12 protein-coding genes and 2 tRNA genes are annotated in these 12236 nt (G+C 74.5%); 7 read left to right on the forward strand and 7 right to left on the reverse strand.

All coding sequences use genetic code 11. The features are described 5' to 3' along the window. Positions 1-8: 8 nt before the first annotated feature. Positions 9-1148 carry a helix-turn-helix domain-containing protein gene (locus JD78_RS02315; protein ID WP_153361755.1) on the reverse strand — a complete coding sequence of 380 codons (1140 nt, stop codon included), beginning with the start codon at positions 1146-1148 and terminating at the stop codon, positions 9-11. 141 nt (positions 1149-1289) lie between these two features. Between JD78_RS02315 and JD78_RS02320 the strand changes: the two genes are divergently transcribed. Together JD78_RS02320 and pruA are read left to right on the forward strand one after the other, a co-directional pair. Then, positions 1290-2222 carry a proline dehydrogenase family protein gene (locus tag JD78_RS02320; protein ID WP_153361756.1) on the forward strand — a complete coding sequence of 311 codons (933 nt, stop codon included), beginning with the start codon at positions 1290-1292 and terminating at the stop codon, positions 2220-2222. 34 nt (positions 2223-2256) lie between these two features. Further along, the gene (gene pruA / locus JD78_RS02325; RefSeq protein WP_153361757.1) at positions 2257-3882 is read left to right on the forward strand and encodes an L-glutamate gamma-semialdehyde dehydrogenase; all 1626 of its coding nucleotides are present in this window, start codon (positions 2257-2259) and stop codon (positions 3880-3882) included. 21 nt (positions 3883-3903) lie between these two features. Here the strand turns inward: pruA and JD78_RS02330 are convergent, their stop codons facing one another. Beyond that, on the reverse strand, positions 3904-4449 hold the full coding sequence (locus JD78_RS02330) for a gluconokinase (protein ID WP_153361758.1): 546 nt from the start codon (positions 4447-4449) through the stop codon (positions 3904-3906). A 51-nt stretch (positions 4450-4500) separates the two neighbouring features. On the opposite strand from JD78_RS02330, the gene JD78_RS02335 reads away from it, so the two are divergent. Next, a complete protein-coding gene (locus JD78_RS02335; RefSeq protein ID WP_153361759.1) occupies positions 4501-5676 on the forward strand; it encodes an MFS transporter in 1176 nt (391 codons plus the stop codon). A 2-nt stretch (positions 5677-5678) separates the two neighbouring features. Here the strand turns inward: JD78_RS02335 and JD78_RS02340 are convergent, their stop codons facing one another. After that, entirely contained in the window at positions 5679-6050 is a 372-nt protein-coding gene (locus tag JD78_RS02340; RefSeq protein WP_153361760.1) for a hypothetical protein, read from the reverse strand. Positions 6051-6207: 157 nt separating this feature from the next. Here JD78_RS02340 and JD78_RS02345 point away from each other — a divergent pair, with 157 nt between their 5' ends. Next, positions 6208-6915, forward strand: a complete 708-nt coding sequence (locus JD78_RS02345) for a GAF and ANTAR domain-containing protein (RefSeq protein ID WP_153361761.1) — start codon at positions 6208-6210, stop codon at positions 6913-6915. 57 nt (positions 6916-6972) lie between these two features. On the opposite strand, the gene JD78_RS02350 is transcribed toward JD78_RS02345, so the two are convergent. Beyond that, positions 6973-7045 (reverse strand) — tRNA-Lys (locus JD78_RS02350). A 183-nt stretch (positions 7046-7228) separates the two neighbouring features. Here JD78_RS02350 and JD78_RS02355 point away from each other — a divergent pair. Continuing rightward, positions 7229-8425: a L,D-transpeptidase gene (locus tag JD78_RS02355; RefSeq protein WP_228395472.1), complete on the forward strand. Its 1197-nt coding sequence runs from the start codon at positions 7229-7231 to the stop codon at positions 8423-8425. Positions 8426-8441: 16 nt separating this feature from the next. Here the strand turns inward: JD78_RS02355 and JD78_RS02360 are convergent, their stop codons facing one another. Further along, positions 8442-8984: a DUF1353 domain-containing protein gene (locus JD78_RS02360; RefSeq protein WP_153362583.1), complete on the reverse strand. Its 543-nt coding sequence runs from the start codon at positions 8982-8984 to the stop codon at positions 8442-8444. Positions 8985-9135: 151 nt separating this feature from the next. On the opposite strand from JD78_RS02360, the gene JD78_RS02365 reads away from it, so the two are divergent. Beyond that, positions 9136-9291: a hypothetical protein gene (locus JD78_RS02365; RefSeq protein WP_166520927.1), complete on the forward strand. Its 156-nt coding sequence runs from the start codon at positions 9136-9138 to the stop codon at positions 9289-9291. A 98-nt stretch (positions 9292-9389) separates the two neighbouring features. Here JD78_RS02365 and JD78_RS02370 read toward each other — a convergent pair. Beyond that, positions 9390-9465, reverse strand: a tRNA-His gene (locus JD78_RS02370). A gap of 49 nt (positions 9466-9514) precedes the next feature. Next, entirely contained in the window at positions 9515-10195 is a 681-nt protein-coding gene (gene orn, locus JD78_RS02375; RefSeq protein ID WP_153362325.1) for an oligoribonuclease, read from the reverse strand. Positions 10196-10340: 145 nt separating this feature from the next. Here orn and JD78_RS02380 point away from each other — a divergent pair, with 145 nt between their 5' ends. Continuing rightward, complete coding sequence (locus tag JD78_RS02380) at positions 10341-11564, forward strand: hypothetical protein (protein ID WP_153362326.1); 1224 nt, start codon at positions 10341-10343, stop codon at positions 11562-11564. Positions 11565-12236 lie beyond the last annotated feature (672 nt).

A 12236-nucleotide genomic window follows, 5' to 3' on the forward strand; every position in this document is an offset into this window, starting at 1 on the left:
AGGGTAGGTCACCCCTGCGACGGTTCCGTCGCCGTGTGCAACTGGTCGGCGCGCACGCCGAGGTGCAGCAGCAGGCGGTCCGCGCCGTCGGCGAGGTCGAGCCCGGTGAGCTGCTCGATGCGTCCCAGCCGGTAGTACAGCGTCTGCCGGTGCACGCGCAGCCGCGCGGCGGCGCGCTGCGGGCTGCCGGCGCAGTCCAGCCAGGTGGCCGCGGTGGTGGTGAGCACCGGGTCGGCCAGCAGCGGGGCCAGCGCCGGGTCCGGCCCGGGCAGCGCCGCCACCTGCCGCCAGGCGCCCAGCTCGGACCAGGAGGCCGCCGGGGAGAACCGGGGGTCGACCGCAGCGACCCGGGCCGCGGTGCGGGCCTCCGCCCACTGGGCGGGCAGCTCGGCGCAGCTGGCCCGGGGGGCGGCCACCCCCGCGGTGCTCCCCGGTGGCAGGCCGGTCAGGGCGGCCGCACTCAGCGCACCCGCCGCCCGGGCGTCGCCGTCCCCGGGCAGGGCGAGCAGCACGGCGACCAGTGTGCCGCCGTCCAGCACCGAGGTCACCGCCCCGGCGCCCGGCGCGACCCAGCCCGCGGGCAGGCCGGCGGTTCCCGGGCGCAGCGCCACCAGCGTCACCGGGGTGCCGGCGCCCACCGCGTCGGTCAGCCGGCGCACCGCCCGGCCGGGGGAGTCCGCGGTCAGCGCCGTGCGCAGGGCGGCGGTGAGGTCCGGCGTCCCCGCGCCGTCCCCGGCCAGCAGCCGGCCGGCCTCCGCGGCCAGCTCCCGCGCCGCCGCCAGCCCGGGCGCGTGCGGGTCGGTCACGTCGGTCCGGCCGCCGTCCAGCAGCCACAGCCACCCGTGCAGCCGGTCGCCCGAGCGCACCGGCAGGCAGAGCCGGGTGAGGATGCCGGCGGCCGGGTCGGCGGGGATGCGCAGCGGGTCGGTCGCGGTGGTGATCCCGTGCTCCTCGAACCGGGCGCGCACCTGCGGGGTGGAGCCGCGGCCCAGGATCGAGCGGGTGCGGACGGAGTCCATGGTGCTGTCGCTGCCGTCGTCCCCGTGGGCGCAGAAGGCGAGCAGCGTGAAGTCCCGGTCCTCCAGCGTCGCCGGGGCGGCCAGCACCCGGGACACCTCGTCCACCAGGTCCTGCAGGTCGTCGCGCACCGGGCTCCTCCCGCCGTTCAGACGATCGTACGAAGACCGGTGCCGGATTCCCTACGTCTGTCGCTGGTGCGGGTGAGCCGCCGTCCCTAGCGTCGGAGGTCACACCCCGGTGTCCCTGCCCCGTCGCCCCAGGAGGCGCTCGTGCTCACCTCGAAGGCCCTGCTGGCCGCTGCGCGACGCCCCGGGCTGCGCCGGGTGGTCACCGGGACACCGGTCACCCGGCGGGTCGTCGACCGGTTCGTGGCGGGGGAGACCCTGCCCGAGGTGCTCGACGTCGTCACGACGCTCACCGGCCAGGGCCTCGCGGTGACCCTGGACCACCTCGGCGAGGACGTCACCGACCGCCGTGAGGCGCAGCGCACCCGGGACGCCTACCTCGCGGCCCTCGACGGGCTCGCGCCGCTGCAGCTGGGCCGGCGGGCGGAGGTGTCGGTGAAGCTGTCGGCGTTCGGGCAGGCGCTGCCGGTCGGTGGGGACGACGTGGCGCTCCAGCTGGTGCGCCCGGTGGTCGAGGCCGCCTCCGCGCTGGGCACCACGGTCACCCTCGACATGGAGGAGTCGCGCACCGTCGACTCGACGCTGGGCGTGCTGGCCGAGCTGCGCCGCGACCACCCGGGCACCGGGGCGGTGCTGCAGGCGATGCTGCACCGCACCGAGGACGACGCCCGGACGCTGGCCACCCCCGGCTCCCGGGTGCGGCTGGTCAAGGGCGCCTACCGCGAGCCGGCGGGCGTGGCGCACCAGGAGAAGGCCGCCGTCGACGCCGCCTACGCGCGCTGCCTGCAGACCCTGGTCCGCGGCGACGGGTACCCGATGGCCGGCACCCACGACCCGGCGCTGATCGCCCGGTTCCTGGAGCTGGTCACCGAGACCGGGCGCACGCCGGACAGCTACGAGTTCCAGCTGCTCTACGGCATCCGCCCCGACGAGCAGACCCGGCTGGCGGCCGCCGGCCACACCGTGCGGGCCTACGTGCCCTACGGCGCCGACTGGTACGGCTACTTCATGCGCCGGCTGGCCGAGCGCCCGGCCAACCTGCAGTTCTTCCTCCGCTCCCTCGCCACCCGTTCCTGATGAAGGACCACCTGATCCAAGGAGCTGATCCCACGTGGACGCCGTCACCCAGGTCCCCGCGCCGCGCAACGAGCCGGTCGGCGACTACGCCCCCGGCTCGCCCGAGCGGGCCGCGCTCCAGCAGCGGCTGACCGAGCTGGCCGCCGCGCCGGTCGAGCTGACCGCCACGATCGGCGGGGAGCAGCGGATGGCCGGCGGCGCGGCGTTCGACGTCGTCGCCCCGCACCGGCACGCCCAGGTGCTCGGCACCTCCGCGGCCGCCACCCACGCCGATGCGCAGGAGGCGGTGCGCTGCGCGAAGGACGCCGCACCGGGGTGGGCGGAGCTGTCCTTCGACGACCGGGCCGCGGTGTTCCTCAAGGCCGCGGACCTGCTCGCCGGGCCGTGGCGGCAGACGCTCAACGCCGCCACGGTGCTCGGCCAGAGCAAGACCGCGTACCAGGCCGAGATCGACGCCGCCTGCGAGCTGATCGACTTCTGGCGCTGGAACGTGCACTTCGCCCGCCAGGTGATCGCCGAGCAGCCCGTGTCGTCGGCCGGGGTGTGGAACCGCACCGACCACCGCCCGCTCGAGGGCTTCGTCTACGCGGTCACGCCGTTCAACTTCACCGCCATCGCCGGCAACCTGCCCACCGCCCCGGCGCTGATGGGCAACACCGTCGTCTGGAAGCCCGCGCCCACCCAGCAGTTCGCCGCGCACTTCCTGATGCGGCTGCTCGAGGCCGCCGGGCTGCCCGCGGGCGTGATCAACATGCTGCCCGGTGACGGCGTCGCCGTGTCCGACGTCGTGCTCGCCGACCGCGACCTGGCCGGCATCCACTTCACCGGGTCCACCCCGGTGTTCCAGCACCTGTGGCGCACGGTGGGGGAGAACATCGCCTCCTACCGCGGCTACCCGCGCATCGTCGGGGAGACCGGCGGCAAGGACTTCATCGTCGCCCACCCGTCGGCCGACCCCGACGTGCTGCGGACGGCGATGATCCGCGGCGCCTTCGAGTACCAGGGGCAGAAGTGCTCGGCGGCCTCGCGGGCCTACGTGCCGCGCAGCCTCTGGCGCCGGATCCGCGACGACCTGATCGGCACCGTCGAGGAGATCCCGATGGGCGACGTCACCGACTTCACCAACTTCATGGGCGCGGTCATCGACCGGAAGTCCTTCACCAAGCTCTCGGGGGTCCTCTCGGCGGCCCGGGACGACGACGCGCTGACCGTCGTCGCCGGTGGCACCGCCGACGACAGCGAGGGCTTCTTCGTCCGGCCCACCGTCATCGAGGGCACCGACCCCGGCCACGACGTCTTCACCACCGAGTACTTCGGCCCCGTGCTGGCCGTGCACGTCTACGACGACGCCGACTACGACACGGTGCTGACCCAGATGGAGTCGGTGGCGCCCTACGCGCTCACCGGCTCGGTGATCGCCCAGGACCGGACGGCGATCGCGCACGCGCAGCGCTTCCTCCGGCACGCCGCCGGCAACTTCTACGTCAACGACAAGCCGACCGGCGCCGTCGTCGGCCAGCAGCCCTTCGGCGGTGGCCGCGGCTCGGGCACCAACGACAAGGCCGGCGCCGCGCAGAACCTGCTCCGGTGGACCAGCACCCGGTCGATCAAGGAGACGTTCGTCCCCGCCACCGACCACCGCTACCCGCACATGTCCTGACGGCCGGCAGGCCGACCGATGTCAGGGCAGCGGGATCTGCCGCTCGGCGCAGAGCTCGGAGAGCATCTGGCCGACCGTCTCCTCCACCGAGCCCTCACCGGCGACGACGGCGCCCGGCTCGTCGTCGCCCAGCGGCTCGAGGGTGTCCAGCTGGCTGCGCAGCAGGCTCGGCGGCATGTAGTGCCCCTGGCGCTTGGCCAGCCGCTCGGTGAGCACCTCCTCGGAGGTGTCGGCGTGGGCGAACCACACCGAGGGGTGCCCGTCGCAGAGCAGGTCGCGGTAGCTGCGCTTCAGCGCTGAGCAGGTGAGGATGAACGACGTCCCGGCGGCCTCGTGCTCGCCGATCAGCTCGGCCATGCGGCGCAGCCACGGCCAGCGGTCCTCGTCCTCCAGCGGGGTGCCGCTGCGCATCTTCTCGACGTTCTCCGGCGGGTGCAGGTCGTCGCCCTCGATGAACTCCCACTGCAGGCGGCGGGCCAGCTCGTTCGCGACGGTCGACTTGCCGGAGCCGGAGACCCCCATGACGACGATCGAGGTGGTCGCGGGGATGCTGGGCGTGGAGTCCATGCACCGACCGTAGGGAACCGCCCGCGGTGTGACCAGCGGGGGAGAGCGACCATGACGGCGGTCCAGGGGCGGGCGTCGCTGTGGCGCCTGCCGGCCGTCCGCTCCCTGGTCGCGCTCAACGCCCTCGGGTTCCTCAGCTACTCGCTGCTGCTGTCGGCGCTGCCCGCGCACGCCGCCGCGCTGGGCGCCGGGCTCACCGCGGCGGGGTCGGTCACCACGGTGTTCCTGGTGGCCACCGTGCTCGCCCAGACGGCGGTGCCCGCGCTGGTCGCCCGGCTGGGCATCGCCCCGGTCCTCGCCGGCGGGCTGGTCGCGCTGGGGGCGCCGTCCCCGCTCTACCTGCTGGCCGACGACGTGCGCTGGTTCGCCGCCGTCTCCGTGGTGCGGGGGGTCGGCTTCGCGGTGCTCACCGTGCTCGGCTCGACGATCGCCGCCCAGGTGGTGCCGCCGGAGCGGCGCGGTGAGTCGATCGGCATCTACGGGCTGGCGATCTCGGTGCCGACGCTCGCGGCGGTGCCCGGTGGGACGGCGCTCACCCTGGCCGGCCACTTCCCGTGGGTCGCCGCGATGGCGGCCGCCCCGGTGCTCGCCCTGGTGTTCGTGCCGGGGCTGGTGCGGGCGCTCGGCCCTCCGGAGGTGTCCGCCCCGGGTGGCTCTCGCGCGGCCGTGTGGGCCGCGGCCGCGCCGTCGCTGGTGCTGCTGGTGATCACCCTGGCCGGCGGCGGGCTGGTCACCTTCCTGCCGATCGAGCTGCCCGACGGCGCGCTGGCGGTGGTGGCCCTGCTGGTCTTCGGGGTCAGCACCGCACTGTGCCGGTGGGGCGCCGGGGTGCTGGTCGACCGGCTGGGCGCGCGGGTGCTGCTGCCGGCGACGCTGGCCGGCGGGGTCGCCGGGATGCTGCTGGTGGCGCTGGGCCTGCAGGCCGAGGACGCCGGTGGCGCCGCGGCCGTGCTGGCCGGGGCCTTCGCGCTGGGCGTCGCGTACGGCGCGGTGCAGAACCTGACCCTGGTGATCGCCCTGGCCCGGGCCGGTGCGGGGCAGACCACGACGGTCAGCGCCGTGTGGAACGCCTGCTACGACACCGGCACCGCGATCGGTGCGCTGGCGGTGGGGGCGGTCGCCGCGCAGGTGGGGCTGCCGCTGGGCTACGTGCTCGTGGCGGCGCTGCTGGCCCTGGCGCTGCCGCTGGCGGTCACGCTGCCGCGTGCGCTGCGCGCCACGAGCTGAGCTCAGCCGGCGGAGGCCTGCTCGCCCAGTCGCCGGCGGGCCGCCTCGGCCAGCCGCTGCACGGTCTGCACCTCCGCGGCCGCCTCCCGCAGCCAGGTGCGCAGCCCATCGGCGTCCCCGCGGTTGCGGTCGCGCAGCTGACCGAGCAGCACCTGCCGGCTGCTGGCCTGGGCGCGCATCGCGGTGGGCAGCGTGCGACCGGTCCGGCGGGCGAGGGCGGTGAACTCGGCGCCCACGTAGACCAGCTCGCGGGTGTCGGTGAGGCCGGTGAGCAACTGCTCGGCGTCGTCGGTGCGGCCGGCCTCGACCAGCTGCAGGTACTCGCGGGCGCGGGCGGCGCCCCGGTCGGCGGAGGAGTCGGAGGGTGCGGTCACGCCCTCCACTGTGCCCCGCCCGGCCGGAGCGCTCACCCCGGGCCCGGCTGGCCGGCGTCGGTGAACCGCTCGGCGACGTCGTGCACCTCGCTGGTGGCCGGGACGACGGGCATCGAGCCGCCCCATCGCGGGGCCGCTGCCTGGGTAGCCTCCCCGCATGACGGCGCGTGAGGTGCACACCGGGCTGGGGGAGGTGCTGGGCCGGGTCGCGCGGCAGCTCCAGGAGGAGCACGGCGACGTCGAGGGGACGCTGCGGGCGATCACCGCGGCGGCCGTCGGCGCGGTGCCGCACGCCGACGAGTGCGGGATCACCTACGTGATCGGCCGCACCCAGGTCGAGCCGCGGGCCTGGACCAGCGAGCTGCCCCGCTCGGTCGACCACCTGCAGCAGGAGGTCGGCGAGGGGCCCTGCATGGACGCGGTGTGGCAGGAGCACGAGGTGCTGCTCGACGACATCCGTTCGGAGCAGCGGTGGCCGCAGTTCGCCGCCCGGGCGTCGGAGCTGGGCGTGGGCAGCATGCAGTGCTTCCAGCTGTTCGTCGAGGGCGGGCAGATGGGCGTGCTGAACCTCTACTCCCGGACGCCCGAGGCCTTCGACGACGAGTCGCGCGAGGTCGGCCGGCTCTTCGCCAGTCACGCGGCGATCGCGCTCGCCGGGGCCGAGCACGAGCGAAACCTGCGCGCGGGGATCACCCACCGCGACCTCATCGGCCAGGCCAAGGGCATCCTGATGGAGCGGCACAAGCTCACCGCCGACCAGGCGTTCGCCGTGCTGGTGCGCACGTCGTCGCTGACCAACCGCAAGGTGCGGGACCTGGCCGAGGAGCTGACCGCCACCGGCGAGCTGGCGCACCCGGAACGCTGAGCCCGGGGGGCACGAGAAAGCGGCCCCGTCCCGGAGGACGAGGCCGCTTAGTGAGGGTGCGCCATCAGGGACTCGAACCCCGAACCCGCTGATTAAGAGTCAGCTGCTCTGCCAATTGAGCTAATGGCGCGTGTCGCGCGGCGTGGCCGGGCAACGATGGAGAACTCTACACGCGGTCCGCCGCCGATGAGCAGCCGGGGCGGCATGCCGCTGCTCACACCCGACTGTCAGCCCCGGCGTGGACACTGGATCGAGGTGCACGACGCAACCGGGAGGGTCCCGGGTCGCGGGCGCCGGGAGAGGTCAGGTCGTCGTGGGTTCGCGCCAGGTGAGAGCCGCCGCCGCAGTGCTCGTCGCAGCCGTGCTCGTGCTGCTGGTCGGCTGTCAGGGGTCCGCCGACGGATCGGGGGAGTCGGCGGCGCCGTCGTCGGCCGCCCCGGCCGAGGTCTCCCTGAGCGTCGCCGACGGCGCCACCGACCTGTCACCCACCACCCCGGTCCAGCTGACCGTTGCGGCCGGTGAGCTCGACCGCGTCGCGGTGACCACCGCCGACGGCACGGCCGTGCCCGGCACGGTGGAGCCGGCCGCCGACGACCCGGCCGCCCAGGTCTGGACGCCGGCGGAGCCGCTGGCCTACGGCACGAGCTACACGGTGACCGCCACGGCCACCAACGCCGACGACGCGGAGACCACGGCCACCAGCACCTTCACCACGGTCACCCCCGCGACGCTGTCCACCCCGGGCATCGGCCCGCTGGACGGCACCACCGTCGGCGTCGGCATGCCGATCCGGGTGTTCTTCGACGACCCGGTGGCCGACAAGGCCGCGGTGGAGAGCCACCTGCTGGTCGACAGCTCCACCCCGACCGACGGGGTGTGGAACTGGGTGCGCGACGACGAGGTGCACTTCCGCCCGTCGACGTACTGGCCGGCGAACACCGACGTGACGCTGCACGCCGACCTCTACGGCGTCGACTTCGGCGAGGGCGTCTGGGGCGAGAAGGACCGCACCATCTCCTTCTCCATCGGGGAGCGGCACGTCTCCGTCGCCGACGCCGGCGCCCACACACTGACCGTCTACGACGGTGACCAGCTGGTGCAGACCTTCCCGATGAGCGCGGGCAGCAGCGAGAACCCGACCCGCAACGGGGCGCACGTGGTGCTGGAGAAGTTCGCCGACATCACCATGGACTCCTCGACCTTCGGCCTCGCCGTCGACGCCCCCGGTGGCTACCGCACCGACGTCGAGTACGCGACGCGGATCTCCAACAACGGCGAGTTCGTGCACGCGGCGCCGTGGTCGGTGGCCGACCAGGGCTCGGCCAACGTCTCGCACGGCTGCATCAACCTCTCCACCGACCGGGCGAAGTGGTTCTACGACTTCTCCCAGCCCGGGGACGTCGTCGAGGTGGTCAACTCCATCGGCCCGATCCTGTCCCGCACCGACGGCGACATCTACGACTGGGCCGTCACGTGGGAGAACTGGAAGGCCGGCTCCGCGCTCTCCTGACGACCGCGGGGTGCGGCTACAGCCGCATCCCGCGGTCGGAGCGGCGGCCGCTGCTCGGCAGCACCGTGGTGACCACGGTCTCCACGGCGGTGTAGACCCCGAGCGCCAGGGCGATCAGGGCGCCCGGAGGCACCACCAGGGGCGCGGCGAGCACCGACAGCGCCAGCACCCGCGGCGCGTCCCGCCACCAGCCCGCCCGGCGGGCCGGGTTCAGCAGGGCGCTCCAGCGCACGCCGGTCCACATCAGCCAGCGGCGCACCGGAGGCACGCCCACCTCGCGGAGCACCCGGCGGAAGATGCCGTCGGCGTCCCGGGGACCCACGACCCCGGCGCCCAGCCCCTCGGCCACCAGCCAGTCGTGCAGCACCGCGGCCAGGGTGTAGCGGCCGAAGCGCGGGAAGAGCCACACGGCCACCCGCGGCACGGAGGCGAAGTCGGTCTCGAAGCCGGCCGGGACGACGAACAGGTCGCGGCGTCCGCGGTAGACCAGCGGCTCGACCACCTCCCAGCACTGGTCCTCGGTGCGGCGGACGGTCAGCGGCGGTGGGTCGAACGGCACCCGCGGAGCTTCCCGTACCCGGGGAGGGGTGCCGGGGGCAGGTCGGCGGGCGGGGTGACGCGACGGCGCGAACACGCGTCGATCGCGGGTCTCAGGTGCACCAGTGCGATCTGCGGGTAGGAGTCACCTCCACGCCAACGAGGAGGTACGGGTGCTCGGGTTCATCGCACTGCTGCTGGTCATCTGGCTGGCACTCACCGTCGTCGGCGCCGTGGTGGAGGGCCTGTTCTGGCTCGTCATCGTCGGCGCTGTCCTGTTCCTCGCCACCGCGGCCTTCGGCTGGGTCAAGCGGAACACGAAGGTCTGAGTCGGGGCCTGAGGGGCGGCGGGTCGGCCCTCCGGTCCGGAGGGTCGCCCGCCGCAGACGACGAGAGGCCCCGGTCAGCTGACCGGGGCCTCTCGTCGTGGGGTGAGTGACGGGACTTGAACCCGCGACATCCAGGATCACAACCTGGCGCTCTACCAGCTGAGCTACACCCACCATCGTCCGCCCCGAGCGGGGCGGGCCGGGGCAACGATACCGGAGTCGTTCAGCCCGCCGCCGGGGGCTGGTCGGCGGGGGTGTCGCCGCCGGCCGCGCCGGCCGCCAGGACGCCCGCGAACGCCTCGACGACCTGCGCCGACGCGGCCTGCGCCTGGTCGCTGCTGGGGCCCGGGTCGGCCACGAACAGGGTCTGCCGGTAGAAGGCGAGCTCACGGATCGACTCGATGATGTCGGCCAGCGCCCGGTGGGCCAGCCCCTTCTGCGGCTGGGCGAAGTACACCCGGGGGAACCAGCGCCGGGCCAGTTCCTTGATCGAGGAGACGTCGATCATCCGGTAGTGCAGGTGGTCGTCCAGGGTCGGCATGTCCCGGGACAGGAAGCCGCGGTCGGTGCCGATCGAGTTGCCGCACAACGGTGCGGTGCGCCGCTCGGGCACGAACCGCTTCACGTAGGCCAGCACCTGCTCCTCGGCCTCGGCCAGGGTCACCGTGGAGGCGCGCACGGCCTCGGTCAGCCCGGACTTCGCGTGCATCTCGGTGACGACCTCGAGCATGCCGTCCAGCGCGGCGTCGTCCGCGTGGATGATCACGTCCAGCCCGGGGTCGAGGACGTTCAGCTGCGAGTCCGTGACCACGACGGCCACCTCGATCAGCTTGTCCCGGGTCAGGTCCAGCCCGGTCATCTCGCAGTCGATCCAGACCAGGTTCTGCGGTGCGCTCTCGGCCACGACCCGGCACCCTACGCAGGCGGCTCCCGAACAGCGCACCGACACCAGCCGCCACACCTGCCCCACCTCCGTCTGCGGCGCGCTGACCTGCGGCTTCGGCGCCGCTACTGTGCGGGCTCCTGCACCTGGACCAGCGGAGCTGATCGTGACCTCGACCGTGCCCGTCGCATCCCGACCCGCGGCGGTCCCCCTGGCTCCCGGCTCGCTGCGCGTCGGCCTGCGCCACCCGGTCGCGCTGCTGCGCTGGCTGTGGGCGGCCTACATGACCCCCGGCCGGCCCGGCCGGCCGACCAGCCAGGTCGAGCTCCGCTGGATCTACACCGCCTGGCTGGCCGCCTTCGCGCTGAAGATGCTCGGCTCGTCGTGGGACGTCTCCTGGCACTTCAGGTGGCTCCGCGACGACCTGGCCCCACCGCACCTGCTCAACACCCTGGGCACCGTGGTGGTGGTCGCGCTGGTCGTCTTCCACAGCTACAGCGGCCACGGCGTCGACCGCCGCGCCCTCCGGCTGATGCAGACCGGCACCGCGACGTTCCTGGTGGCCATCCCGGTCGACCTGCTCAACCACCGGATCAACGGGCTGGACATCACCAGCTGGAGCCCGAGCCACGCGCTGCTCTACCTGGGCACGGCGATCATGCTCGCCGGGGCCATCCGGGGCTGGTGGCTCTACGCGGCACCCGGGCGGCTGCGGGACCTGGTCGCGCTCGGCCTGTGGCTGTTCTTCGTGGAGAACGTCCTGTTCCCCAACCAGCACCAGGAGTACGGCGTGCTGTCGCTGGCCGCCTACCGCGCCGGGCGGACCACCGCGGAGCCCCAGCTGCTGGACTTCGCCGCCTCGCAGGGGCAGGACGCCGCCCAGTTCATGCTGCCGGTGCCCTCCTGGGTGCACCCCGCGTGGCTGGTCTGCGCCGGGCTCCTCGCGCTGGTGGTGGCCCGCCGGGCGGTCGGGCTGCGCTGGACGGCGACGACGATCGCCGGCGGCTACCTGGCCTACCGCGCCGTCACCTGGCTGCTGCTGACCGGCACCGGCTTCCCGCCCTCGGTGGTGCCGGTGATGCTGCTGGCCGGGGCCGTGCTCGTCGACCTGGCGGTGCTCGCCCGGGTGCCGGGCTGGCTGGCCGCCTTCCCGGTGACCGCGGGCGTCACGCTGGCCGCGTTCGTGCAGTCGGTGGTCGCGGAGATCCCGCCGTGGAACTGGGCCGCGCTGCCGGTGGTCGCCCTGGTGTTCGCCGGGCTGTGGGGCGCCGTCGACGGTGTCGCCCGGACGTCGGCCTTCCTCCGCTGGCGGGCCCCGGTCGAGCCCGCCGCCGCCGGTGCGCCGGACGCCGCGATCCCGGCGGGAACCGGCGGCGCGCCCGTCCGGTGAACCCGGTCGGGACGGGGCGATGACGTAACGTCGGGTCGGTCCGTGCCGCCGGTGCACCCGTCGCGGCGGCCCGTCGCATGACCGTGGAGACCCCGTGCTGATCGTCACGCCGAGCCGCCTCGAGTCGGCCGCGGAGCGTGCGTTCTTCGCCGAGCTCGCGGGCTGGGACACCGGCAGCGCCGTGCGCGGCGCGGTCATGGTCTCCCTGCCGATCGTCGAACCGCCGCTGCAGCGACGGCAGTCCGACGCGGTGCTGTTCGTGCCCGAGGGCCTCGCGGTCGTCCGGGTCGTCGAGGTCGAGCGGCAGTCCGGGGTGGTGACCGCCGGCCCGGAGGGCCCCTGGACGATCGGGGACGGCGACGGGCCGGGCAGCGTCCTGCAGCTCGGTGGCGGCGGGTCGACCCCGCTGGACGGGTTGATGCGGGCCGGCATGCACGCGGCGGTGACCCTGCGGCAGGCGGGGCTGGAGCCCGGTCGGATCGCCCGGCTCACCGTGCTCACCGGCGCCGTCACCGGGCTGGTCCCCGCCGACGGTGACCTCGGCGAGGGCGACCAGGTCGCCGTGCTGGACCCCCGGTCGCTGCTGCTCGGCGTGGCCCGGGCCAGCCGGCACGCCGGCACCGACAACCCGCGGTTGTGGACCACCGCCGACGTGCGGGCGGCCATCGAGGC

It is taken from the genome of Modestobacter roseus (genome assembly GCF_007994135.1).
Lineage (GTDB): Bacteria > Actinomycetota > Actinomycetes > Mycobacteriales > Geodermatophilaceae > Modestobacter > Modestobacter roseus.

Excerpts from the sequence above, each read along its gene's own strand:
- JD78_RS02345 (WP_153361761.1), top strand. The coding sequence starts at position 6,208 with ATGACGGCGCGTGAGGTGCACACCGGGCTGGGGGAGGTGCTGGGCCGG.
- JD78_RS02330 (WP_153361758.1), bottom strand. The coding sequence starts at position 4,449 with ATGGACTCCACGCCCAGCATCCCCGCGACCACCTCGATCGTCGTCATG.
- JD78_RS02335 (WP_153361759.1), top strand. The coding sequence starts at position 4,501 with ATGACGGCGGTCCAGGGGCGGGCGTCGCTGTGGCGCCTGCCGGCCGTC.